This is a genomic window from Streptomyces sp. NPDC088553, assembly GCF_044752965.1.
GTDB lineage: Bacteria > Actinomycetota > Actinomycetes > Streptomycetales > Streptomycetaceae > Streptomyces.
The window spans coordinates 90,232-113,938 of the sequence record NZ_JBIVMG010000010.1; the positions used below are offsets into that span (position 1 = coordinate 90,232).

At 71.1% G+C, this 23,707-nt stretch carries 19 protein-coding genes; 2 read left to right on the plus strand and 17 right to left on the minus strand.

Translation table 11 applies throughout. The features are described 5' to 3' along the window. Window positions 1-89: 89 nt before the first annotated feature. Window positions 90-908, minus strand: coding sequence for a TraR/DksA family transcriptional regulator (locus tag ACIP8Z_RS30170; RefSeq protein ID WP_402089088.1), 819 nt, complete (start codon window positions 906-908; stop codon window positions 90-92). 540 nt (window positions 909-1,448) lie between these two features. Between ACIP8Z_RS30170 and ileS the strand changes: the two genes are divergently transcribed. Then, entirely contained in the window at window positions 1,449-4,592 is a 3,144-nt protein-coding gene (gene ileS / locus ACIP8Z_RS30175) for an isoleucine--tRNA ligase (RefSeq protein ID WP_402089090.1), read from the plus strand. A gap of 396 nt (window positions 4,593-4,988) precedes the next feature. Here the strand turns inward: ileS and ACIP8Z_RS30180 are convergent, their stop codons facing one another. The 16 genes from ACIP8Z_RS30180 to rsmH form a co-directional block, all read right to left on the minus strand. Next, window positions 4,989-6,095: a DivIVA domain-containing protein gene (locus tag ACIP8Z_RS30180; RefSeq protein WP_030314528.1), complete on the minus strand. Its 1,107-nt coding sequence runs from the start codon at window positions 6,093-6,095 to the stop codon at window positions 4,989-4,991. 55 nt (window positions 6,096-6,150) lie between these two features. Then, complete coding sequence (locus tag ACIP8Z_RS30185; RefSeq protein WP_017238790.1) at window positions 6,151-6,441, minus strand: YggT family protein; 291 nt, start codon at window positions 6,439-6,441, stop codon at window positions 6,151-6,153. A gap of 81 nt (window positions 6,442-6,522) precedes the next feature. Further along, window positions 6,523-7,146 carry a cell division protein SepF gene (locus ACIP8Z_RS30190; RefSeq protein ID WP_030314526.1) on the minus strand — a complete coding sequence of 208 codons (624 nt, stop codon included), beginning with the start codon at window positions 7,144-7,146 and terminating at the stop codon, window positions 6,523-6,525. Between the two features lie 143 nt (window positions 7,147-7,289). Next, a complete protein-coding gene (locus tag ACIP8Z_RS30195) occupies window positions 7,290-8,009 on the minus strand; it encodes a YggS family pyridoxal phosphate-dependent enzyme (protein ID WP_319308680.1) in 720 nt (239 codons plus the stop codon). Between the two features lie 8 nt (window positions 8,010-8,017). Further along, window positions 8,018-8,746 carry a peptidoglycan editing factor PgeF gene (gene pgeF / locus ACIP8Z_RS30200; protein ID WP_402089094.1) on the minus strand — a complete coding sequence of 243 codons (729 nt, stop codon included), beginning with the start codon at window positions 8,744-8,746 and terminating at the stop codon, window positions 8,018-8,020. After that, window positions 8,743-9,957 (minus strand): cell division protein FtsZ, encoded by a 1,215-nt coding sequence (gene ftsZ / locus ACIP8Z_RS30205; protein ID WP_402089096.1) that lies wholly within the window; start codon window positions 9,955-9,957, stop codon window positions 8,743-8,745. Before ftsZ ends, pgeF begins: the two co-directional genes overlap by 4 nt. 278 nt (window positions 9,958-10,235) lie before the next feature. After that, entirely contained in the window at window positions 10,236-11,051 is an 816-nt protein-coding gene (locus ACIP8Z_RS30210; RefSeq protein ID WP_402089099.1) for a cell division protein FtsQ/DivIB, read from the minus strand. 28 nt (window positions 11,052-11,079) lie between these two features. After that, window positions 11,080-12,174, minus strand: coding sequence for an undecaprenyldiphospho-muramoylpentapeptide beta-N-acetylglucosaminyltransferase (gene murG, locus ACIP8Z_RS30215; protein WP_030314515.1), 1,095 nt, complete (start codon window positions 12,172-12,174; stop codon window positions 11,080-11,082). Window positions 12,175-12,180: 6 nt separating this feature from the next. Further along, window positions 12,181-13,521 (minus strand): putative lipid II flippase FtsW, encoded by a 1,341-nt coding sequence (gene ftsW, locus ACIP8Z_RS30220; protein ID WP_319308684.1) that lies wholly within the window; start codon window positions 13,519-13,521, stop codon window positions 12,181-12,183. A 55-nt stretch (window positions 13,522-13,576) separates the two neighbouring features. Then, a complete protein-coding gene (gene murD / locus ACIP8Z_RS30225; protein ID WP_402089102.1) occupies window positions 13,577-15,016 on the minus strand; it encodes a UDP-N-acetylmuramoyl-L-alanine--D-glutamate ligase in 1,440 nt (479 codons plus the stop codon). Further along, complete coding sequence (mraY, locus tag ACIP8Z_RS30230; protein ID WP_266965077.1) at window positions 14,998-16,068, minus strand: phospho-N-acetylmuramoyl-pentapeptide-transferase; 1,071 nt, start codon at window positions 16,066-16,068, stop codon at window positions 14,998-15,000. Before mraY ends, murD begins: the two co-directional genes overlap by 19 nt. Next, window positions 16,065-17,489 (minus strand): UDP-N-acetylmuramoyl-tripeptide--D-alanyl-D-alanine ligase, encoded by a 1,425-nt coding sequence (gene murF / locus ACIP8Z_RS30235; RefSeq protein ID WP_402089105.1) that lies wholly within the window; start codon window positions 17,487-17,489, stop codon window positions 16,065-16,067. Before murF ends, mraY begins: the two co-directional genes overlap by 4 nt. A 4-nt stretch (window positions 17,490-17,493) precedes the next feature. Continuing rightward, window positions 17,494-19,182, minus strand: a complete 1,689-nt coding sequence (locus tag ACIP8Z_RS30240) for a UDP-N-acetylmuramoyl-L-alanyl-D-glutamate--2,6-diaminopimelate ligase (RefSeq protein ID WP_402089107.1) — start codon at window positions 19,180-19,182, stop codon at window positions 17,494-17,496. Between the two features lie 16 nt (window positions 19,183-19,198). Further along, window positions 19,199-21,181, minus strand: coding sequence for a peptidoglycan D,D-transpeptidase FtsI family protein (locus ACIP8Z_RS30245; RefSeq protein WP_402089110.1), 1,983 nt, complete (start codon window positions 21,179-21,181; stop codon window positions 19,199-19,201). 7 nt (window positions 21,182-21,188) lie between these two features. Beyond that, complete coding sequence (locus ACIP8Z_RS30250) at window positions 21,189-21,737, minus strand: septum formation initiator family protein (RefSeq protein WP_402089113.1); 549 nt, start codon at window positions 21,735-21,737, stop codon at window positions 21,189-21,191. Further along, complete coding sequence (rsmH, locus tag ACIP8Z_RS30255) at window positions 21,734-22,690, minus strand: 16S rRNA (cytosine(1402)-N(4))-methyltransferase RsmH (protein ID WP_078944541.1); 957 nt, start codon at window positions 22,688-22,690, stop codon at window positions 21,734-21,736. The genes ACIP8Z_RS30250 and rsmH overlap by 4 nt, the downstream gene beginning before the upstream one ends. 328 nt (window positions 22,691-23,018) lie before the next feature. Here rsmH and ACIP8Z_RS30260 point away from each other — a divergent pair, with 328 nt between their 5' ends. Further along, on the plus strand, window positions 23,019-23,582 hold the full coding sequence (locus tag ACIP8Z_RS30260; RefSeq protein WP_402089116.1) for a beta-class carbonic anhydrase: 564 nt from the start codon (window positions 23,019-23,021) through the stop codon (window positions 23,580-23,582). The last annotated feature ends 125 nt before the right edge of the window (window positions 23,583-23,707 follow it).

Below are 23,707 nucleotides of genomic sequence, written 5' to 3' on the forward strand. Positions count from 1 at the left end.
CCCCGATCACCGGCCGCGCCGCCGTCGACCGCCGGCCGCGCAGCCTCCGCCCTCAGCGCCGCCGCCCCCGGCCGCGCCGTCCCCGGCCCTCAGCCGCGCCGCTCCTGACGCTGCTTGTCCTCGACGCAGAGCGTGGCCCGGGGGAAGGCCTGCATCCGCGCCTTGCCGATCGGCTTCCCGCACACCTCGCACAGGCCGTACGTGCCCGCGTCGAGCCGTTCCAGGGCGTGCTCGGTCTGTTCCAGCATCTCCCGGGCGTTGGCCGCCAGGGCGAGCTCGTGCTCGCGGGTGATGTTCTTGGTGCCGGTGTCGGCCTGGTCGTCCCCGGCGCCGTCGCCCGAGTCCCGCATGAGGCCGGTGAGCTCCTCCTGGGAGTGCGCGAGCTCGCTGCGGAGCCGCAGCACCTCGGACTGGAGCTCGTCGCGGGCCTCGGTGACCTCGGCCGGGGTCCACGGGTCCTCGCCGGGACGTACCGCGAGCTCGCCGGTCCGGGCGGGAGGCACGGCGGCCTCGTCCCCGGCGGTCGTGACGCCACCCGCGGTCTTCTTCGCTGCCACCGTCCTGGCTCCTGTCTGCTTCTTCGCGGGCGCCGTGGCGGCCGCCTTCTTCGCCGCGGCCTTCTTGGCGGGCGTCTTCCTGGCGGCGGCCCTCGGGGCAACCGTTTCCTCGGCGACCGCCTTCTCCGCCGCGTTCTTCCTCACGGCGTTCTTCCTCACGGCGGTCTTCTTCGCGGTGGTCTTCTTCGCGGTGGTCTTCTTCGCGGTGGTCTTCTTCGTGGTGGTCCTCTTCGCGACCGTCGGCGGCTCCGCGACCGTCGTCTTCTTCCCGGCCACGTCCTTGGTGCCCTCCGCCGAACCGGTGGAACCGGCGGCCGAGGGCTTCTTCGCGGCGGTCTTCTTCGCCACCATGTCGCGGCCCCTTCACATTTTGTGATCTTGCTCGCGAATCGTGCTGGGACGATAAATCGGCCCAAGGCCCGCGGCAACGGGGCACGCCGCCGTTCCCACCCGCCCCCGCACCCATCGGGGCAGGCCTGCCTCCGTTGTGCCCAGCTCCCCGCCGGGTAATCCGTCCCGCCCCTCCCCCACATGGCCGCACACCAAGCCGAACCGCCCCGTATGGCCATTCGGGTCACGGGAAAACCGGTCTGCCACCCCATCCCGGGCCCCGTACACTGGCCCTAGCGAAAGGCTTGGATGGGGACGAGTAGCGTCGTACGCAGCCATGAGCGACCCGGGGACGGTGAGAGCCCGGGGGCGAGCCCGATGTGAAGCATCACCCCGGAGCCGTCGGAAGAAAGCCGTGGGACTCCGCGGTGACTAGACCCGGCGTCGCGACCCCAATGAGGGGGCTCAGGGCGTGCGTGCCCCGGGCCAAGGAGGGTGGTACCGCGGGAGCAGCGCTCTCGTCCCTCCGACGGAACGACGACAGTCCGCCGGAGGAACTCGATGACACCGCCGCAGTACCACCAGGTGCCCGCCCAGGTCGACCTGCCCGCGATGGAGCACGCCGTGCTCGATCTCTGGCACGAGAACAAGATCTTCGCCAAGACCCTCGAACAGTCCGAGGGACGCCCCGAGTGGGTGTTCTACGAGGGCCCGCCGACCGCCAACGGCATGCCGGGCGCGCACCACATCGAGGCCCGCGTCTTCAAGGACGTCTTCCCCCGTTTCCGGACCATGCGCGGCTACCACGTGGCCCGCAAGGCCGGCTGGGACTGCCACGGCCTCCCGGTGGAGCTCGCCGTCGAGAAGGAGCTCGGCTTCTCCGGCAAGAGGGACATCGAGGACTACGGCATCGCCGCGTTCAACGACAAGTGCCGCGAGTCCGTGACCCGGCACACCGACGCGTTCACCGAGCTGACGACCCGCATGGGCTACTGGGTCGACCTGGACGACGCGTACCGGACGATGGACCCCTCGTACATCGAGTCGGTCTGGTGGTCGCTGAAGCAGATCTTCGACAAGGACCTGCTCGTCCAGGACCACCGGGTCGCCCCCTGGTGCCCGCGCTGCGGCACCGGCCTCTCGGACCACGAGCTGGCCCAGGGCTACGAGACGGTCGTCGACCCCTCGGTCTACGTCCGCTTCCCGCTGACCTCCGGCCCGCTGGCCGGCAAGGCGGCGCTCCTGGTCTGGACGACGACCCCGTGGACCCTCGTGTCCAACACGGCGGTCGCCGCCCACCCCGAGGTCACCTACGTCGTCGCCACCGACGGCGACGAGCGGGTCGTCGTCGCCCAGCCGCTGGTCGAGAAGGCCCTCGGCGAGGGCTGGGTCACCACCGGCGAGTCCTTCACCGGCGCCGAGATGGAGCGCTGGACCTACCAGCGCCCCTTCGAGCTGGTCGAGTTCCCCGAGCCGGCCCACTACGTCGTGAACGCCGAGTACGTGACGACCGAGGACGGTACCGGTCTGGTCCACCAGTCCCCCGCCTTCGGTGAGGACGACCTCAAGGTCTGCAAGGCGTACGGTCTGCCGGTCGTGAACCCGGTCCGCCCCGACGGCACCTTCGAGGAGGACGTGCCGCTGGTCGGCGGCGTCTTCTTCAAGAAGGCCGACGAGGCGCTCACCGCCGACCTGGACGCGCGCGGGCTGCTCTTCCGGCACATCGCGTACGAGCACAGCTACCCGCACTGCTGGCGCTGCCACACGGCGCTGCTGTACTACGCGCAGCCGTCCTGGTACATCCGCACGACCGCGGTCAAGGACCGCATGCTCGCGGAGAACGAGCGGACGAACTGGTTCCCGGACTCGGTCAAGCACGGCCGCTTCGGCGACTGGCTGACCAACAACGTCGACTGGGCGCTCTCCCGGAACCGCTACTGGGGCACCCCGCTGCCGATCTGGCGCTGCGAGGACGGCCACCTGACCTGTGTGGGCTCGCGCGCCGAGCTGACCGAGCTGACCGGCACCGACCAGTCGCAGCTCGACCCGCACCGCCCGTACATCGACGCGGTGACCTTCGGCTGCCCCACGGAGGGCTGCTCGCTGGAGTCCACCCGCGTCCCCGAGGTCATCGACGCCTGGTACGACTCGGGCTCGATGCCGTTCGCGCAGTACGGCTACCCGTACGAGAACAAGGAACTCTTCGAGTCCCGCTACCCGGCGCAGTTCATCTCCGAGGCCATCGACCAGACGCGCGGCTGGTTCTACACGCTGATGGCCGTCGGCACGCTGGTCTTCGACAAGTCGTCCTACGAGAACGTGGTCTGCCTGGGCCACATCCTCGCCGAGGACGGCCGCAAGATGTCCAAGCACCTGGGGAACACCCTTGACCCGATCCCGCTGATGGACCAGCACGGCGCCGACGCGGTCCGCTGGTTCATGGCGGCCGGCGGCTCGCCGTGGGCGGCGCGCCGGGTGGGCCACGGCACGATCCAGGAGGTCGTCCGCAAGACCCTCCTGACGTACTGGAACACGGTGGCCTTCCAGGCGCTGTACGCCCGCACGTCCGGCTGGGCCCCCTCGGCCGCGGACCCGGCCCCGGCCGACCGCACGGTCCTCGACAAGTGGCTGCTCTCCGAGCTCAACACCCTGGTCGCCGAGGCGACCGAGGCGATGGAGTCGTACGACACCCAGCGCACCGGCAAGCTGATCTCGGCCTTCGTCGACGATCTCTCCAACTGGTACGTGCGCCGCTCGCGCCGCCGCTTCTGGCAGGGCGACAAGGCGGCCCTCCGCACCCTCCACGACGTGGTGGAGACGGTCACGCGGCTGATGGCCCCGCTGACCCCGTTCATCACCGAGCGGGTCTGGCAGGACCTGGTGGTGCCGGTGACGCCGGACGCCCCCGAGTCGGTCCACCTGGCGACGTGGCCGGAGGCGGACACGACGGCGATCGACAAGACGCTCTCGGAGCAGATGCTGCTCGTCCGACGCCTGGTCGAGCTGGGCCGGGCGACGCGCGCAGAGTCGGGCGTGAAGACCCGCCAGCCGCTCTCCCGGGCCCTGGTGGCGGCAACGGGCTTCGCGGCCCTCTCCGCGGACCTCCAGGCCCAGATCACGGAGGAGCTGAACGTCTCCTCCCTGGCCTCCCTCTCCGAGGTGGGCGGCTCGCTGGTGGACACCACCGCCAAGGCGAACTTCCGCTCCCTCGGCAAGCGCTTCGGCAAGGGCGTCCAGGACGTGGCGAAGGCGGTGGCGGCGGCGGACGCGGCGGCGCTGTCGCTGGCCCTGCGGTCGGGCGAGGCGACCCTGTCGGTGAACGGCGAGGACATCACCGTCACCCCCGAGGAGGTCATCATCACGGAGACCCCCCGCGAGGGCTGGTCGGTGGCCTCGGACGCGGGCGCGACGGTCGCCCTCGACCTGGAGATCACCCCGGAGCTCCGCAAGGCGGGCCTGGCGCGTGACGCGATCCGCCTGATCCAGGAGGCCCGCAAGAACAGCGGCCTGGACGTGTCGGACCGGATCGCGCTGCGCTGGGTGACGGACTCGCCGGAGACGGCGGAGGCGCTGACGGCGCACGCGGGTCTGATCGCGGACGAGGTCCTGGCGACGGATCACGGGCAGGGCGAGGCGGACGAGACGTACGGCGAGCCGTTCACGGACGAGTCCCTGAACCTCACGTTCCGCCTCCGCAAGGCCTAACCCCCTCCCAGAAGGGCCCGCCACCACCCCGGTGCCGGGCCCTTTCCGCATCCCCGACGACCACCCCCTGGGCCGGCACCCCCGGGCTGTGTGCATTCCCCCACCGAGCCGGCGCCCACTCTCCGGGGGCGGGCGCAGCCCACACGGGGCGGGGGTGGGCCCGGGCTACGGGCGCAGCCCGCACGGCGGGATAGCAAGGGCGGCAGGCGCAGCCCGCGCGACCAGTGGCGAGGGGCGGCGGGTGGCACGGTGGCGGACGCGGCCCGCGTGGTGGGGGCGGCGGGCGCGGCCCGCGGCGAGGAGGTGTGCGTACGGCAAAGGGCCGGGCCCCGGTTTCCCGGGGCCCGGCCCTTCAGCCTGCCGACGGCTACGCGCTCATCGCGCGACCACGCGCCGTCAGTTGTCGTCCTCGTCGATCAGGAAGCCACGCATCGGCGCGGGCGCCTGCTGCATCGGCTGCGGAGCCTGCGGACGGACCGGAGCCATCGGCTGGGTCATCGCCGGGGACATCTGCTGCTGGCCGCCGTAGGACGGGGCGCCGCCCATGGACGGTCCACCGCCCATCCCACCGTTGCCGCCGTAGGACGGCGCACCGGCGCCGGCCGAGGCCATCGACGGGGCCGGCGGCAGCGAGGCCGTGGCCGGGGTACGCGGCGGGGCGAGCGAGTCGTCGGCCTGGGTCTCCAGCTGACGCAGCTGCGACTCCAGGTACGACTTCAGACGCGTGCGGTACTCGCGCTCGAAGCCGCGCAGGTCCTCGACCTTGCGCTCCAGCGTCGCGCGGGCGGACTCCAGGGAGCCCATCGCGACGCGGTGCTTCTCCTGCGCGTCCCGCTCAAGAGCGTCCGCCTTGGCGCGGGCGTCCCGCTCCAGGCCCTCGGCGCGCGAACGCGCCTCGCCGACGATCTTGTTGGCCTCGGAGCGGGCCTCGGCGATCGCCTGGTCGGCGGTCTGCTGGGCCAGCGAGAGGACACGCGCGGCACTGTCGCCACCGGGACCCTGCTGCGGCTGCTGCATCTGCGGCGGCATCTGCTGCTGCATCTGCTGCTGCGGGTGACCCATGGGGCCGCCCTGCATCGGGCCGGGACCCATGGGGCCGCCCTGCATCGGACCACCCTGCATGGGGCCGCCCTGCATGGGGCCACCCTGCATCGGGCCGGCGGGAAGCTGCGGGGCACCGGACGGAAGCTGCGGCGGGCCCATCTGCGGCGGCTGCTGCTGGACCGGCGGTCCGGATATGGCGGCGGGCACGGGCGCGCCGGGACCGACGGGACGATCCTGCTGCTCCGGGGGCTTGCGCATCCCCTGCTGCTGCTGGTTCTGCGCGGCGGCACGGGTCGCAGCGGCCAGCTTGGCGCGCAGGTCCTCGTTCTCGCGGAGCAGGCGGGTCAGCTCGGCCTCGACCTCGTCGAGGAAGGCATCGACCTCGTCCTCGTCATAGCCTTCTCGGAGGCGGACGGTCGTGAACTGCTTGTTCCGCACGTCCTCGGGGGTCAGCGGCATCTCTTCTTCACCTCTACGTAGTCGTCGGCAGTCGGCAAGACCGTATCGTCCACATTCACCTCGCGAAGCTGCTCACGATGGAGATCAGGATGTAGACGATGATCATCAGAACGAAGAAGGACAGGTCGAGTGCCACGCCCCCGAGACGCAGCGGCGGGATGAGTCGCCGCAGAAGCTTGAGCGGTGGATCGGTGACAGTGTAGGTGGCCTCAAGGACGACCACCATCGCCTTACCGGGTTGCCATGAACGGGCGAACTGGAAGACGTAGTCCATGACAAGTCGGACGATCAGGAGGACGAGGAAGCACATCAGCACGATGTAGACCACCTGTAGTGCGACGCCCATCCCGCGTTTCCCTCTCCCCTGACTTACGTGCTCTCACTTGTTCCGGCCGCTTCGCGACCGGTCCGTCCGGTTCTCGTGTTCTCAGCTCTGGTTGAAGAATCCGCCCTCTGCGATCCGGGCCTTGTCCTCCGCCGTGACATCGACGTTAGCAGGCGACAACAGGAACACCTTCTGCGTCACGCGCTCAATGCTGCCATGGAGCCCGAAGACGAGTCCGGCGGCAAAGTCGACAAGTCGCTTCGCGTCCGTGTCGTCCATCTCCGTGAGATTCATGATCACCGGGGTGCCCTCACGGAAGTGTTCCCCGATGGTACGGGCCTCGTTGTAGGTCCGGGGGTGCAGCGTGGTGATGCGGTAGGGCTCCCGCTCGGACACGACCTTGGGCATGATCACGGGTGCGTTCTTCTCCATGCTGGGACGTTCGGGTGTGATGGATGCCACGGGGGCAATTCGGGCCGGACGTCCGCTTTCGGCGAGTACCGGAACAGAATGGGACATCGGCTCACGGGGGGCCGGAGGCTGCACCACTCGTACCGGTTCCTCACGCTCCACCTGTCGCGGGGGGGCGATGTGGCGCCGGTCGCGCTCGGGCTCCGGCTCCAGCTCGGGTTCGAAGTCGTCGTCGGGGTCGAAGCCCCGGCCGTCGTACCCATCGTCCTCCACGAGGCCGAGGTAGACCGCCATCTTGCGCATCGCGCCGGCCATTCTCTGAGTCCTCCGCTCTGTGGTGGATCGCCATACTGACTGGCCAATGTCGCAGCGTCACCAAGTGCCCGCGATCCACGGGTCGTCCCGCCGTTCTGCGGAATGACCATATTTTCTGCTGTGGTCCGACTTGCTTCGCGACGTTACCCGAGCTTCGGGCGGACTCCGAGTACCGCCGTACCGACGCGTACGTGTGTCGCCCCGGCAGCGACGGCCTCTTCGAGGTCCGCACTCATCCCTGCTGACACCATGTTCGCAGCCGGACGGGTCGCGCGCAGGGCAGTCGACAAATCCATCAGCCGGTCGAAGGCGGCGCGTTGCCGTCCCGCGTACGGACCGGAGAGCGGGGCGACGGTCATGAGCCCGTCGAGCCGCAGCCCCGGGGCGGCGTCCACCGCGGCCGCCAACTCCTCGATCCCGTCGGGTGCGACACCGCCGCGGTCGCCCCGCTCGCCCGACTCGGCGTCGAGGGCGACCTGGAGGAGACAACCGAGTTCGCGGCCCTCCTTCTCCGCGGCCGCGGAGAGCGAGGAAACGAGCTTCAAGCGGTCGACAGACTGCACCACATCGGCATAACCCACCACGGATCTGACCTTGTTGGTCTGCAACTGACCCACGAAGTGCCAGGTCAGATCAAGGTCGGCACAGGCGGCCGCCTTCGGGGCGGCGTCCTGGTCCCGGTTCTCGGCGACGTGCCGTACGCCGAGTCCGTGGAGGATTCTCACGTCGCTCGCGGGGTAGGTCTTGGTGACCACGACGAGCGTCACCTCTTCCCGCGGGCGCCCGGCGGCGGCACAGGCGGCCGCGATGCGGGCCTCCACCCGGGCCAGATTCTCGGCGAGTTCCGACGTGCGGTCCGTCATGTCTCTTCTCAGTCCAACCAGACATATCCCGCGAGTCGCCCCGTGGTGCGATCGCGGCGGTACGAGTAGTGGTCACCGGATTCCCGGGTGCAGACCGCACTGGCCTGCAGGTCCGTGACGCCGAGCCGTTCGAGCTGGGCGAGGACTCCGGCGGTGACGTCGACGGCCGGGGTACCCCAGCTCGTCTCGGCCCAGGCGGCGGGCTCGGTCCCGGCGACCTCGGCCCGCATAGCCTCCGGCACCTCGTAGCAACGCCCGCAGACGGCGGGGCCGGTGCGGGCGACGATACGGGCGGGGTCGGCGCCGAGATCGATCATGGCCGCGACCGCGGCGGGAACGACGCCCGCCACCATCCCGGGCCGCCCGGCGTGGGCGGCGGCCGCGACCCCGGCGACCGGATCGGCGAGGAGGACGGGGACGCAGTCCGCGGTGAGGACGGCGAGCGCGAGTCCGGGCCGGGAGGTGACGAGGGCGTCCACCGACGGGATCCCGTCGGTGCCCCACGGCCCCTCGACCTCGGCGACGTCCGCGCCGTGGACCTGGTTCATCCAGACCACCGACGTGGGGTCGAGCCCGAGGGCGCCGGCCGCGAGCGCCCGGTTGGCCAGGACCGCCTCGGCGGTGTCCCCCACCGCGCCGCCGAGGTTGAGCTCCTCGTACGGAACGGCGCTCACTCCGCCCCACCTGTCGGTGAAGGCGAAGTGCGCGCCGTTCGCGTCGAAGCGCTGTCCTATCACTTCAGGAAGTCCGGGACGTCCAGCTCTTCGGCCTGGCTGTCCGTGTACGGACGGGCCGGCGGGACGACCGGAGGGGTGGTCGACAGCGGGGTCTCGTTGACCGCCGGCGCCGGCTCGGCCGGAGCCTGGACCGGCTCCTCGCGCGGGGCGACGGTGCCGAGGCCGCCCAGCGGGCGGGAGGTCTCGACGTGGCGGGGCGCCGGGGCCGGCTCCTCGCGCTTGGCGGAGACCGAGCCGATGATGTTGTCCCGGCGGGCCGGCGGCTGGCCGCCGTCGAAGCCGGCCGCGATGACGGTGACCCGGACCTCGTCGCCGAGGGCGTCGTCGATGACGGCGCCGAAGATGATGTTGGCCTCCGGGTGGGCGGCCTCGCTGACCAGCTGCGCGGCCTCGTTGATCTCGAAGAGACCGAGGTCGCTGCCGCCGGAGATGGAGAGCAGCACGCCGCGGGCGCCGTCGATGGAGGCCTCCAGGAGCGGCGAGGAGATCGCCATCTCCGCCGCCGCCACGGCGCGGTCGTCGCCGCGGGCGGAGCCGATGCCCATCAGGGCCGAACCGGCCTCGGACATGACCGACTTGACGTCGGCGAAGTCGAGGTTGATCAGACCCGGGGTGGTGATGAGGTCGGTGATGCCCTGCACACCGCTCAGCAGCACCTGGTCGGCCGACTTGAAGGCGTCGAGCACGGAGACCTGGCGGTCCGAGATCGACAGGAGCCGGTCGTTGGGGATGACGATGAGGGTGTCGACCTCTTCGCGGAGCTCGGCGATGCCGTCCTCCGCCTGGTTGGCGCGACGGCGGCCCTCGAAGGTGAACGGCCTGGTGACCACACCGATCGTGAGGGCGCCGAGCGAGCGCGCGATGTTGGCGACGACGGGTGCGCCGCCGGTGCCGGTGCCGCCGCCCTCTCCGGCGGTGACGAAGACCATGTCGGCCCCCTTGAGGACCTCCTCGATCTCCTCACGGTGGTCCTCTGCCGCCTTGCGACCGACGGCCGGGTTCGCCCCGGCGCCGAGGCCGCGGGTGAGTTCACGGCCGACGTCGAGCTTGACGTCGGCGTCGCTCATCAACAGCGCTTGCGCGTCGGTGTTGATGGCGATGAACTCGACGCCCTTGAGACCGACCTCGATCATTCGGTTGATGGCATTGACACCACCGCCGCCGACACCGATGACCTTGATGACTGCGAGGTAGTTCTGCGGTGCTGCCACGTCGAAGGCCTCTCGCCTCGAGTTACGTGTCGTCGCCGCGCGGTTGTTCGCGCGACTCCGACGGATGCCGATTGGGACGGTCCGAAACGCCGACCCAAACCCTAACGTTGAAGTTTAGGGTTACCAGTGTCTCTGTTCGCTGGACTCTTCCGAACAGGACACTAAGTCGACAAGTGGCGCACGTTCAACGAACACGCCGAACCTCCCGTTTTTCTTTTCACCCTATGTGATCACCCGTAGCGCTGGCCAACCAGGGGGCTGGCCAGGGGTGATTCCCGTCAACTCCCGGACGAGGCGGGCGCTGTGGGGGCACTTACATCGAAGTGCCCCGCTTTGGGAGCGGCTTTCAGGAGCGCGGTGAGAACGCGGGCCTTGACGGGACCGTGTTCGCCGCTGCCCCAGAAGACGGTGCGCCCCCTGGTCAGCTCCAGAGTGACGGAGTCGTACGAGGTGACGCGTACGACACGAGTGTTCCGGGCGATTTCCGCCGGGAGTTCACCCCGGACGCGCACCGCCTCCCGGAGCAGCCGCTCCGCGCCGAAGCGGCGCAGGCTCGGCGAGGAGGCGCTGTCGAGGACGAGCCGGGGGATGCCGCGGGGAGCGGCGTCGACGGTGGCGAACCGCATTCCGGTCGCGTCCACTTCGATGAACTTTCCGCCCTTTTCCATCAGGAGAACGGGCTTCCGTTCCGTCACTTTCAGTCCGATTCCGTGCGGCCAGGACCGCACGACGTCCACCGATTCGATCCGCGGAAACCCCTCCCGCAGCCGTGCCTCGATGGCCTCGGTGTCGACGGTGACGAGCGGGGCGCCCATCGGGACGGCGGCGACGGCCTCGACCTCACGCGGGGTCAGGACCGAGGTGCCGGAAGTCTTCACACGTTCTACACGGAACCAGTTCGAGCCGTAGAGCGCCCAGATCCCGCCGGCCACGACCAGGAGAACGGCGAGGGCGAGGAGGAGAGCCCGGGTGCCGGGCACCCGGAACTTGCGATTCCGGGTGCCCGTGCGGGACGGACCGTCCGGCGAGCCCTTCGACGACCTCTTCGACTCGCTCGCGCCGCTCTTCTCCGCGGTCGTCGGTCCGGCTGCCACGTGGCGTCTCCTGCCCTCAGCCGCCGCGCTACGCCTGTCGGCGCGCGGCGATCGCCTCGTACACCATGCCGACGAGCAGATCGTCGGCGTCCCGGCGGCCGAACTCGGCGGCGGCGCGGGACATCTCGTACAACCGGTGCGGATCGGCCAGTACGGGCAGGACGTTGCCCTGCACCCACTGCGGCGACAGCTCCGCGTCGTCGACGAGGAGTCCGCCACCGGCCTTGACCACCGGCTGGGCGTTGAGCCGCTGTTCGCCGTTGCCGATCGGCAGCGGGACGTACGCGGCGGGCAGCCCGACGGCGGAGAGCTCGGCGACGGTCATCGCGCCCGCGCGGCAGAGCATCATGTCGGCCGCGGCGTACGCGAGATCCATCCGGTCCACGTACGGTACCGGCACGTAGGGCGGCATTCCGGGCATGTTGTCGACGCGCGGCATTTCGTTCTTCGGGCCGACCGCGTGCAGGATCTGGATGCCGGAGCGCTGGAGCACCGGGGCGATCTGCTGGATCACCTCGTTGAGCCGCCGGGCGCCCTGGGAGCCGCCGGAGACGAGGAGCGTCGGCAGGTTCGGGTCGAGCCCGAACGCGGCGCGCGCCTCGGGGCGCACCCGCGCCCGGTCGAGGGTCGCGATGGTGTGCCGCAGCGGAATGCCGATGTAACGGGCGTTGCGGAGCTTGCTGTCCGGGGTCGCGACGGCGACCCCGGCCGCGTACCGCGAACCGATCTTGTTGGCCAGGCCGGGCCGGGCGTTGGCCTCGTGGACCACGATCGGCACCCCGAGGCGCTTGGCCGCCAGATAGCCGGGCAGCGCCACGTAGCCGCCGAAGCCCACCACGCAGTCCGCCTTGGTGCGCTCCAGGATCTGCTCGGCCGCCTTGATGGTGCCGCGCAGCCGCCCGGGAACGGTGATCAGCTCGGGGGTGGGCTTGCGGGGCAGCGGTACGGCGGGGATGAGGGCCAACTCGTAGCCCCGCTCGGGCACGAGCCGGGTCTCCAGACCCTTCTCCGTGCCGAGCGCCGTGATCCCCACGCTGGGGTCCTGCCTGCGCAGGGCGTCCGCGAGGGCCAGCGCGGGCTCGATGTGGCCGGCGGTCCCCCCGCCGGCAAGTACGACATGCACCGAAATTCACCGCTCTCCGGACGGGCGCTTCTTGACGCGCCGTCGCATCGACTTCCATCTCACCCCGGCCCGCTTGCCCCAGCCGGGGCGGCGCATGGCCAGGGCCGCTTTCGCGGCGGGTTCCTGTCGCGCGAAGGCGATGAGGAGCCCGACGGCGAACATGGTCGGCAGCAGGGCCGACCCACCGTAGGAGAACAACGGGAGCGGGACACCGGCGATCGGCAGCAGACCGAGCACCGCACCGATGTTGATCACGGCCTGAGCCGTGATCCAGGTGGTCACACCTCCCGCGGCGAACCTCACGAAGGGGTCCTCCGTGCCTCCGGCCACGCGGATACCCGCATAGCCTAGAGCCGCGAACAGGGCGAGTACCGACAGCGTCCCCGCGAGACCCAGTTCCTCACCGGTGACAGCGAAGATGAAGTCGGTGTGCGCCTCGGGCAGTTGGCCCCATTTCTCGATGCTCGCACCGAGTCCGGAACCGAACCATCCGCCCGACGCCAGAGCATAGATTCCGTGCGCGGCCTGCAGACAGGGGGCTCCCTCGCCGCCGGGGTCGGAGGCGCCGATGCACTGGAACCGGTCCATGCGGTGCGGGCTCGTCCTGATGAGCAGCGCCCCGAGGGCGCCGGCCACCGTGAGCACCCCGACGAAGAGCCGGGTGGGGGCTCCGGCGGTCCACAGCAGGCCGAAGAGGATCGCGGTGAGGATGATGGCGGTGCCCATGTCGCCGCCGAGCATGATCAGTCCGAGCAGCAGGAAGGCGCCCGGGACCAGCGGCACCAGCATGTGCTTCCACTGCGTGAGCAGCCGCATGTCGTTCTTGCGGGCGAGCAGGTCCGCGCCCCAGAGGATCAGCGCCAGTTTGCCGAACTCGCTGGGCTGGAGCATGAACGGGCCGCCCAGCGAGATCCAGTTCTGGTTGCCGCCGACGGAGTGCCCTATCCCCGGGATCTGCACGAGGACCATCAGGAAGACCGCGCCGACCAGGATGGGGTAGGCGAGGGCCCGGTGGAGCTTCACGGGCATCCGTGAGGCGACCAGGAGCAGTCCGGTGCCCAGGAGGGCGGCGAAGAACTGCTTCCGGAAGAAGTAGGAGGGCACGAGTTCGTAGCGGAGTGCCGTGATCATCGAGGCGGAGTAGACCATCACGAGGCCGAGGGCGGTGATGAGCATGCCCGCGCCGATGATCACGTAATACGCCGTGAGCGGCCGGTCCCAGGCCTTCCGCGCCCGCTCGTGGAGCCTCCGAAGGCCCCCGCCGCGGGGCCGCCGCGGGGTCGCGGGGGCCCGCCCTCCGCCGCGTACGGCGGAGGGCCCGCGTGTCCCTGCGATCTTGCTCGGCATGGTCGCTGCCCCCTCCGGTCGTGCCCGGTCCTGCCGGACCCTCCCACGGGTCGGGTCAGGCGTCCCCGGTGGCGGCGAGGGCGCGGACCGCGTCCGCGAAGGCCTCGCCGCGCTTGTTGTAGTTGGTGAACATGTCCATCGAGGCACAGGCCGGGGCGAGGAGCACCGTGTCCCCCGCGTGGGCGAGCCGGGTCGCCTCGCGGACCGCCTCGGACATCGCCCCAGTGTCGGTCCGGTCGAGGTCCACCACCGGTACTTCCGGGGCGTGTCGCGCCAGGGCTTCGCGGATCAGGGCCCGGTCGGCGCCGATCAGGACGGCCCCGCGCAAGCGCTTCGCCGACTTCTGGACGAGCTCGTCGAAGGTCGCGCCCTTGGCGAGGCCGCCGGCGATCCAGACGATCGGGTCGTAGGCGGCCAACGAGGCCTCCGCGGCGTGGGTGTTGGTGGCCTTGGAGTCGTCGACGTACGCGACCCCCTGGACCTCCTCGACCAGTTCGATGCGGTGCGGGTCGGGCCGGAAGGCCTTCAGGCCGTCGCGTACGGCCTTGGCGTCGACGCCGAAGGCGCGGGCCAGGGCGGCCGCGGCCAGGGCGTTGGCGATGTTGTGCGGGGCCGGCGGCTGGACGTCGGCGACCTCGGCGAGCTCCTGGGCGTTCTTCTGCCGGTTCTCGACGAAGGCCCGGTCGACGAGGATGCCCTCGACGACGCCGAGTTCGGACGGGCCGGGGGTGCCGAGCGTGAAGCCGATGGCGCGGCAGCCCTCCTCGACGTCGGCCTCGCGGACCAGGTCCTCGGTGGCCTTGTCGGCGACGTTGTAGACGCAGGCGACCTGGTTGCCCTCGTAGATGCGGCCCTTGTCGGCGGCGTACGCCTCCATGGAGCCGTGCCAGTCGAGGTGGTCGGGCGCCAGGTTGAGCACGGCGCCCGAGTGGACGCGGACGGACGGCGCCCAGTGGAGCTGGTAGCTGGAGAGCTCGACGGCGAGCACGTCGTACCGCTCCTCGCCGAGGACGGCGTCGAGGAGCGAGACGCCGATGTTGCCGACGGCGGCGGTCCGCAGTCCGGCCGCCTCCAGGATCGAGGCGAGCATCCGGACGGTCGTGGTCTTGCCGTTGGTGCCGGTGACCGCGAGCCAGGGGGCCGCGTCGGGGCCCCTGAGCCGCCAGGCGAGTTCGACGTCGCCCCAGATCTCCACGCCCGCCTCCGCGGCGGCCGTGAAGAGCGGCTTGTCGGGCCGCCAGCCGGGGGTGGTGACGATCAGCTCGGTGCCGGACGGCAGGGTGGCCCCGTCGCCGAGGCGGACGGTGATGCCCTCCGCCTCCAGCTCGGCGGCCTGGGCCCGGGAGCGCTCGTCGTCGCCGTCGTTGACGACGGTGACGAGCGCGCCGCGGCCGTGCAGGACGCGGGCGGCCGGGATGCCGGACACCCCGAGTCCCGCGACGGTGACCTTCTTGCCGTTCCAGTCGAGCTGTTCTGTCACTTTTCCGATGCCCATCCCGCGTAGAAGAGGCCCAGGCCCACGATCACGCACATGCCCTGGATGATCCAGAACCGGACGACGACCAGGACCTCGGACCACCCCTTGAGTTCGAAGTGGTGCTGGAGCGGCGCCATCCGGAAGACGCGCTTGCCGGTCATCTTGAACGAGCCGACCTGGATGACCACGGACATCGTGATCAGGACGAACAGGCCGCCGAGCAGGGCCAGCAGCAGCTCCGTACGGGAGCAGATGGCGAGACCGGCGAGGGCGCCGCCGAGGGCGAGCGAGCCGGTGTCACCCATGAAGATCTTGGCGGGCGAGGTGTTCCACCACAGGAAGCCGAAGCAGGAGCCCATGAGCGCCGAGGCGACGACGGCGAGGTCGAGCGGGTCGCGCACCTCGAAGCAGGCGTTGGGGTTGGTCAGGGTCATGGCGTTCGCACAGGACTCCTGGAACTGCCAGAGCCCGATGAAGGTGTACGCGCCGAAGACCATCACCGAGGCGCCGGTGGCGAGGCCGTCCAGACCGTCCGTCAGGTTCACGCCGTTGGACATGGCCAGGATCATGAAGAGCGCCCAGACCACGAACAGCACCGGTCCGATGGCCCAGCCGAAGTCCGTGATGAAGGAGAGCTTCGTGGACGCCGGGGTGAGCCCGCGCAGATCCGCGAACTGCAGCGAGAGCACGGCGAAGGCGATGCCGACGATCAGCTGGCCGGCCATCTTCGCCTTGGCCCGCAGACCCAGCGAACGCTGCTTGACGATCTTGATGTAGTCGTCGAGGAAGCCGACGAGGCCCATGCCGGCCATCAGGAACAGCACCAGGACGCCCGAGTACGTCGGGTCCTCACCGGTGATGACCTTGGCCAGGGCGTACGCGATGAGCGTGGCCAGGATGAAGGAGATACCGCCCATGGTGGGCGTGCCCTTCTTCCCGGCGTGGCCGCGCGGGCCGTCGTCGCGGATGAACTGCCCGTACCCCTTGCGGGCGAGGAGCTTGATCAGCAGCGGGGTGCCGATCAGGGTCAGGAAGAGCCCGATGGCCCCCGCGAAGAGGATCTGCCTCATCGGACGGCGACCTCGCCCTCGGTGTCGAGGAGCGCCATGGCGACCTGTTCGAGGCCGACCGACCTGGAAGCCTTCACAAGGACGACGTCCCCCGGGCGCAGCTCACTGCGCAACAGGTCGACAGCCGCCTGCGCGTCGGACACGTGCACCGACTCCTCACCCCACGAACCCTCGTTATATGCGCCCAGTTGCAGCCAGGACGCTTCCCTGTCCCCGACCGCCACGAGCTTGCTGACGTTGAGCCGGACGGCGAGCCGTCCGACCGCGTCGTGCTCGACGAGCGATGCGTCACCGAGCTCGGCCATCTTGCCGAGCACCGCCCACGTACGAGCCCCTCGGGCCTGTGCGGCCCGGCCCATGGCCGCGAGCGCGCGCAAGGCCGCTCGCATGGACTCGGGGTTCGCGTTGTAGGCGTCGTTGACGATCGTCACGCCGTCCGGACGCTCGGTGACCTCCATGCGCCAGCGCGACAGGGTGCCGGCCTCGGAGAGCGCGGTGGCGATCTCTTCGACAGGCATGCCCAGCTCGTGCGCGACGGCGGCCGCTGCGAGCGCGTTCGACACGTGGTGCTCACCGTACAGGCGCAAGGTCACGTCACTGCACCCGGTGGGTGTGTGAAGCCTGAAAGAAGGCTGTCCGGACTCTGTGAGGCGGACGTTCTCGGCCCGTACGGCCGCTTCGTCCGCTTCGCCGAAGAAGGTCACGCGGGCCTTGGTGCGGCTCGCCATCGCGCGGACCAGCGGGTCGTCGGCGTTGAGGACCGCGACACCGCCCTCCTCGGCCGGCGGAAGCGCTTCGACGAGCTCGCCCTTGGCCTGGGCGATCTGCTCCCGGCCGCCGAACTCGCCGATGTGGGCGGTGCCCACGTTGAGGACGAGGCCGATGCGGGGCGGGGTGAGGCTGGTGAGGTAGCGGATGTGCCCGATGCCGCGGGCGCCCATCTCCAGGACCAGGTGCCGGGTCTCGTCGCTCGCGCGGAGCGCCGTGAGCGGCAGGCCGATCTCGTTGTTGAGCGAACCGGGCGTCCAGACGGTGGGCGCGTGCCGTTCGAGGACCTGGGCGATCAGGTCCTTGGTGGACGTCTTGCCGGCCGAGCCGGTGAGGGCGACGACGTCGGTGCCGAGCCGTTCGACGACGGCTCGGGCGAGGGTCCCGAGCGCCGTCTGGACGTCGTCGACGACGAGGGCGGGGACGCCGACGGGGCGGGTGGCGAGGACGGCCGTCGCACCCGCCGCGACGGCGCGTTCCGCGTAGTCGTGGCCGTCGACGTGCTCACCGGCGAAGGCCGCGAACAGGCTGCCGGCCCGCACCTCGCGGGAGTCGATGACGACGGGCCCGGTGATCCGGGCGGCCGGATCCGGTATGTCGTGCGCCTGCCCGCCGACGATTTCGGCGATCTCGGCGAGGGAGAGGGCGATCACTGCTTCATCCCTGACTGTTCTGGTGGCCGGCTGTTCCGCTCGGCGCGGAAGCCCGGGTGGGCGAGCGGTCGGCGATGGCCTCGCGCAGGACCTGGCGGTCGTCGAAGGGGCGTACGACCCCGGCGATCTCCTGGCCCTGCTCGTGGCCCTTGCCCGCGACGAGGACGGTGTCGCCCGGCTGCGCGCGGGCGACGGCGGCCGCGACGGCCGCGGCGCGGTCGGCGAGGACGAGCACCTCGCCGCGGTCTTCCGCGGGCACCTCGGCGGCGCCCGCGAGCATGGCGGAGAGGATCTTGAGCGGATCCTCGGAGCGGGGGTTGTCGGAGGTCAGGACGGCGGTGTCGGCGAGCCGGGCCGCGGCGGCGCCCATCGGGCCGCGCTTGGTGGTGTCCCGGTCTCCGCCGCAGCCGATGACCACGTGCAGCTTGCCCTCGGTGACCTCGCGCAGGGAGCGCAGGACGGATTCGACGGCGTCCGTCTTGTGCGCGTAGTCGACGACGGCGAGGTACGGCTGGCCCGCGTCGACCCGCTCCAGGCGGCCCGGTACGCCGGGGACGGCTGCGACGCCCTCGGCGGCGCTCTTCGGGTCGATGCCCGCGGCGGCGAGGGTGACGATCGCGGCGAGGGTGTTGGCGACGTTGAACGGGCCGGGCAGCGGGGCGGTGGCGGAGATCCGCTCCCCCGCGGGGCCGACGGCGGTGAACGTCGAGTCGTGGGAGCCGAGGACGAGGTCCTCGGCGCGCCAGTCGGCGTCGGCGCGGCCCTCGGCGGAGAAGGTGACGACCGGGACGGTCGCGTCGCCGACCAGCCGGCGGCCGTAGGCGTCGTCGAGGTTGACCACACCGAGGCGGCTGCGCTCGGGCGTGAAGAGCCCGGCCTTCGCCCGGTAGTAGTCGTCCATGTCGGAGTGGAACTCCATGTGCTCGGGGCTGAGGTTGTTGAAGACGGCGACGTCGAAGACGCAGCCGTCGACCCGGCCGAGCACGAGGGCGTGGCTGGAAACCTCCATGGCGACCGCGTCGACGCCCCGCTCGCGCATGACCGCGAAGAGCGCCTGGAGGTCGGTGGCCTCCGGGGTGGTGCGCTCCGACTTGATGCGCTCGTCGCCGATCCGCATCTCGACGGTGCCGACGAGCCCGGTGTGGTGTCCGGAGCCGCGCAGGCCGCCCTCGACGAGGTAGGCGGTGGTGGTCTTGCCGGAGGTGCCGGTGATGCCGATCTGGAGGAGGTCGGCGCCGGGCCGCCCGTAGATCTCGGCGGCGAGTTCGCCCATCCGGCCGCGCGGGTTCTCGACGACCAGGACCGGCAGGCCGGTGGCGGCGGCGCGCTCGGCGCCCGTCGGGTCGGTGAGGATCGCGGCGGCGCCGAGTCCGGCGGCCTGGGCGACGAAGTCGGCGCCGTGGGCGCGGGCGCCGGGCAGGGCCGCGTACACGTCGCCGGGTCGCACGGCCCGTGAGTCGTGGGTGATGCCCGAGATCTCGGCGGTTCCGGGGGCGTCGACCCCCAGCTGCGCGGCCAGGTCGCCCAGGGGTGTCGGGCGGGCCTGCTCCGGCCGGGGCGGGGCGGTTCGGTACTGATCAGCGTGTGGCACGGCGGTGAGCGTACCGGGCGCACCCTGCAGGGGGCCAAAAGAGCCCGGGGCCTCGCCGGAGTTCGATTTCCGGTTCCCGGAATGGGGGGTGATGGTTGTCACTGGTGCTCCCGGAGTGTCACGGGGTGGGGTCGAACATGACCGGCAGTCGGGCGGGCTCGCTGCCGGTGGGGGCGATGTGGAGGGTCTTGAGGGCGAACTCCATGACCTTCTTGTAGATGGGGCCGCAGATCTGGCCGCCGAAGTAGCTGCCCTTGGTGGGGTTCTGGATGGCGCAGTACACGGTGATCTGCGGGTCGTCGGCGGGGGCGAACCCGGCGAAGGAGGCGGTGTATCCCTTGTAGCGGCCGAGCTCGGGGTCGACGCGGTTGGCGGTGCCGGTCTTGCCGGCGACGCGGTAGCCGGGGATGGCGGCCTTGTTGCCGGTGCCCTCCCGGTCGTCGACGACGGACTCCAGCATCTGGGCGAGCGTCTTGGCGGTCTTCTCGCTGACGACCCGGGACTCCTCGGGCTTGGGCGCCGGGGTGAAGCGCCCGTCGGGTCCCTTGGTGCCCCGGACCAGGGTCGGTTCGACGCGTACCCCTCCGTTGGCGATGGTCGAGTACACGGAGGCGGCCTGCATCGCGCTCACGGAGAGGCCCTGGCCGAAGGGGATCGTGTACTGCTGCGAGGTGGACCAGTTCTGCGGCTCGGCCAGGATGCCGGGGGTCTCGCCGGGGTAGTTCAGGCCGGTGTGGCTGCCCATGCCGAACTTGCGCAGGTAGGAGTGGAGGACCTTGTTCGACTCGGCCTGGGTGGCGCCCAGCTGGCCGGTGGCGAGGATGGTGCCGATGTTGCTGGACTTGGCGAGGACGCCGTTGAGCGTCAGGTACCAGGTCGGGTGGTCGATGTCGTCCTTGAAGAGCCGGTCGCCGCGGTGGAGCCGGTTGGGGACGGTGACGTGGGTGTCGGGGGCCGCCTTGCCCTCCTCCAGGACGGCGGCCATGGACATGACCTTGCTGGTGGAGCCGGGCTCGTAGGCGTCCTGGAGGGCCGCGTTGCCCATCGAGGCGGCGTTGGCGGCGGAGAGGTCGTTGGGGTCGAAGCCCGGGGCGTTGGCCATGGCGAGGACCTCGCCGGTCCTCGTGTTCTGCACGATGACGTAGCCCCGGTCGGCCTTGGACTTCGTCACCTGCTCGGTGATGGCCTGCTGGGCGGCCCACTGGATGTCCCGGTCGATGGTCAGCTCGATGTCGGAACCGGGGACGGCGGGGGTGCCCTGGGAGCCCGCGGTGGGCACCTGACGGCCGCCGGACTGGGTGAAGCGGATCTTGCCGTCCTTGCCGGCGAGCTCCGGGTCGAGCATCGACTCCACGCCGCCGGCGCCCTTGCCCTCGGCGTTGACGTAGCCCAGTATCCCGGCGGCGAGCTCGCCGTTCGGGTAGACGCGCTTGGTGCTGGGCTCGCTGAGGATGCCGCCGAGGAGGTTGACGCCGGTGCCGCCGGCCGAGCGCTGGGCCTTCTGCCCGTAGACCCGCCGCAGGTCCTTGATCTGGTTCCAGACCTGCGGGGTCTGCTTGCGGGCGAGCAGCGTGTACCGGGACTTGGGGGTACGGAGCTTCTTCGCGAGCTCCGCGGGCTCCTTGCCGAGCAGGGGGGCGAGGAGGGCGGCGGCCTGCTCGGGCGCGTCCGGGACCTTGGACACCTCGGGCGTGAAGAGCTGCGGGTCGGCGGTGATGTCGTACGCGTCGACGCTGGCGGCGAGCGCGATGCCGTTGCGGTCGGTGATCTCGCCGCGCTCGGCGGAGAGCGTGTACTCCTGGAAGCGGTACTTGTCGGCCTTGGCCGCGTACGCGCTGGCGTCGACGGCCTGGACCTGGAGCAGCCGCACCACGAAGGCCGTCATGACCAGGGTCAGACCGAGGGAGACCAGCCGCAGCCGGGGGCGGGGGCTGCCGAGCCGGATGGTGCGCGGCCGGCGGGCCGGCGGCCGGGGCGCGGTCCGCTTCGCGGCCGGGCGCGGGGCGGGGCGGGACGCGCGGGCCCCGGCGGAGGCGGGCCGGGGGCGCGCGGGCCGGGCGGGTCCGGGGACGCGGCGGCGCGGGAGCTCCTTGGGGGGCACTTGCGGGTCACCTGCCGGAGTTCGTCGGGGTGGGTGGCGGGGCGGGTGCGCGTGCGGGCGCTGTCCCTGTGGGACCGGTGGCGCCCGCGCCGGTGGTCGTCCCCTGTTTTGGGGAGCCGGTGGCGGCGGGCGGCGTGGGCCTCGTGCCCGGCGTCGGCTTCCGGCCCGGCGTCGGGGTGGGCTTCGGGGCGGAAGCCTCCGAGGGCTCGCCGAGCACCTTGCCGTCCGGGCCCAGGAAGGCCGGGCTGCCGCCCGGGACCATGCCGAGCTCGCGGGCCCGCCGCTCCAGGGCGTCGGGGGCCGCGTAGTCGTCGACGTCCCGCTGGAGCGCCTGCTCCTCGTCGGTGAGCTCGGTGGTCCTGTCCTTGAGTTCGTTGAGCTGGAAGGAGCCCTGGTTGAGGGCCGAGTTCAGCAGGAGGAGGCTGATCAGGCCGCCGCCGAGCAGGACGACGACCAGCAGGACGAAGGGGGTGCGGGCGGCCGAGCTCGGCCCCGACGGCATGAGCCGTCCGAGCCGCGCGGCCCGCCCTTTGAGCGGCCCCTTCGCCGTGCTCACAGGACGTCTTCCCGGATCCGCTCGGCGCCCCGGAGCCGGGCCGGGGCGGCGCGCCGGTTCTCGGCGACCTCCTCCTCGGTGGGCAGCTCTGCGCCGCGGGTGAGGAGCTTGAGCCGCGGCTGGTACTTCTCGGGGACGACCGGCAGCCCGGGCGGGGCGGTGGTGGCCGCGCCGGCCGCGAAGACCTGCTTGACGATCCGGTCCTCCAGGGACTGGTACGACAGGACGACGACCCGCCCGCCGACCCCGATGGCCTTCACGGCCGCGGGGATGGCCTTCTCGACGCTGTCGAGCTCGCGGTTGACCTCGATGCGCAGGGCCTGGAAGGTGCGCTTGGCCGGGTTGCCGCCGGTGCGCTTGGCGGCCTGCGGCAGGGAGTCGCGGATGAGCTCGACGAGCCGGGCGCTGTTGCTGAACGGCTCCTTGTCGCGCTCGCGCACGATCGCCGAGACGATCCGCTTGGCCTGCTTCTCCTCGCCGTACGCGCGGAGGATGCGGACCAGCTCGCCGGGTGCGTAGGTGTTGAGGACCTCGGCCGCGCTGATGCCGGTCGTCTGGTCCATGCGCATGTCGAGCGGGGCGTCCTGCGCGTAGGCGAAGCCGCGGTCGGCCTCGTCCAGCTGCATGGAGGAGACGCCCAGGTCGAAGAGGACGCCGTCGACGGTGGGGAGGCCGAGCCTGTCGAGGACCTCGGGCAGCTCGTCGTACACGGCGTGGACGAGGGTGGCGCGGTCCCCGTACGGGGCGAGCCGCTCGCCGGAGAGCCGCAGGGCCTCCTTGTCCCGGTCGAGGGCGACGAGCCGCACCTCGGGGAACTGCTGCAGGAGTGCCTCACTGTGGCCGCCGAGGCCCAGGGTGCAGTCGACGACGACCGCGCCGGGGCGCCGCAGGGCGGGGGCCAACATGTCCAGGCACCGCTGGAGCATGACCGGGACGTGTCGGTCGTTGCTCAATGCGCCCTCTCAGATCCGGCGCGGAGGTACGGGCGAGCGGGTAAGAAGGCCGAGCCGTAGGTACCGCCGCACACACGGGGGGAGAAACCGCGGAAATCGCTCGTTGTCTCCGTGAACTCCGCGTCACTTTAGTCCACGGGACCCGCCGGTCAATCAACCGGCTGGCGCGTCGCACGGCACCGGAGAGCCGGTGGGACATTTCGGACGGGTCACCCGTTCGGAGTGGGGCCGTCCAGGCCTGTGGGTTACCTCACAACAAGGCTCATTGAGGTTCTTTGTCCCCTCTCACAGCAGGCCCGGACGGCCTGTGACCATTAACGTCGGATCCATGTCGACCTCCGCGCACACCTCTGCCGACGCCATACGCACCGGCGGCACGGTCACCGACCGTCTCGTCGACGCGAACGCGCGTTACGCCGCCGACTTCACCGACCCGGGCATGGACGCACGTCCCGTGCTGCGTGTCGCCGTCGTCGCCTGTATGGACGCCCGTCTCGACCTCCACTCCGCGCTGGGCCTCCAGCTCGGCGACTGCCACACCATCCGCAACGCCGGCGGCGTGGTCACGGACGACGTGATCCGGTCGCTCACCATCAGCCAGCGCGCCCTCGGCACCCGCAGCGTGATGCTGGTGCACCACACCGGCTGTGGCCTGGAATCGCTGACCGAGGACTTCCGGCACGAGCTGGAGGACGAGGTCGGCCAGCGCCCGGCCTGGGCGGTCGAGGCCTTCCGTGACGTCGACCAGGACGTACGGCAGTCGATGCAGCGGGTGCGGACCTCCCCCTTCCTGCTGCACTCCGACGACGTCCGGGGCTTCGTCTTCGACGTCACCACCGGCCTCCTGCGGGAGATCGACCCCGTGACCGACGCCGACACCGACCCGGCTTAAACACCCAAAGCCCGGCATTTCCCTCGCACTTGTCCACCGGCAAGTGACACGACCCGGCCATGCGAACAAGAATGCTGGGGTGCGACACCCCCCGAAGATTCCACGGGGGCAGGTGTCCGTGTTCC

Bases quoted from the DNA above. Each gene is read 5' to 3' on its own strand.
- ACIP8Z_RS30195 (WP_319308680.1), bottom strand. From the start codon at position 8,009: ATGACGGACCGCACGTCGGAACTCGCCGAGAATCTGGCCCGGGTGGAG.
- ftsW (WP_319308684.1), bottom strand. From the start codon at position 13,521: ATGCCGAGCAAGATCGCAGGGACACGCGGGCCCTCCGCCGTACGCGGC.
- ileS (WP_402089090.1), top strand. From the start codon at position 1,449: ATGACACCGCCGCAGTACCACCAGGTGCCCGCCCAGGTCGACCTGCCC.
- mraY (WP_266965077.1), bottom strand. From the start codon at position 16,068: ATGAGGCAGATCCTCTTCGCGGGGGCCATCGGGCTCTTCCTGACCCTG.
- ACIP8Z_RS30170 (WP_402089088.1), bottom strand. From the start codon at position 908: ATGGTGGCGAAGAAGACCGCCGCGAAGAAGCCCTCGGCCGCCGGTTCC.
- ACIP8Z_RS30190 (WP_030314526.1), bottom strand. From the start codon at position 7,146: ATGGCCGGCGCGATGCGCAAGATGGCGGTCTACCTCGGCCTCGTGGAG.
- ACIP8Z_RS30260 (WP_402089116.1), top strand. From the start codon at position 23,019: ATGTCGACCTCCGCGCACACCTCTGCCGACGCCATACGCACCGGCGGC.
- ACIP8Z_RS30180 (WP_030314528.1), bottom strand. From the start codon at position 6,095: ATGCCGCTGACCCCCGAGGACGTGCGGAACAAGCAGTTCACGACCGTC.
- murD (WP_402089102.1), bottom strand. From the start codon at position 15,016: ATGGGCATCGGAAAAGTGACAGAACAGCTCGACTGGAACGGCAAGAAG.
- ACIP8Z_RS30185 (WP_017238790.1), bottom strand. From the start codon at position 6,441: ATGGGCGTCGCACTACAGGTGGTCTACATCGTGCTGATGTGCTTCCTC.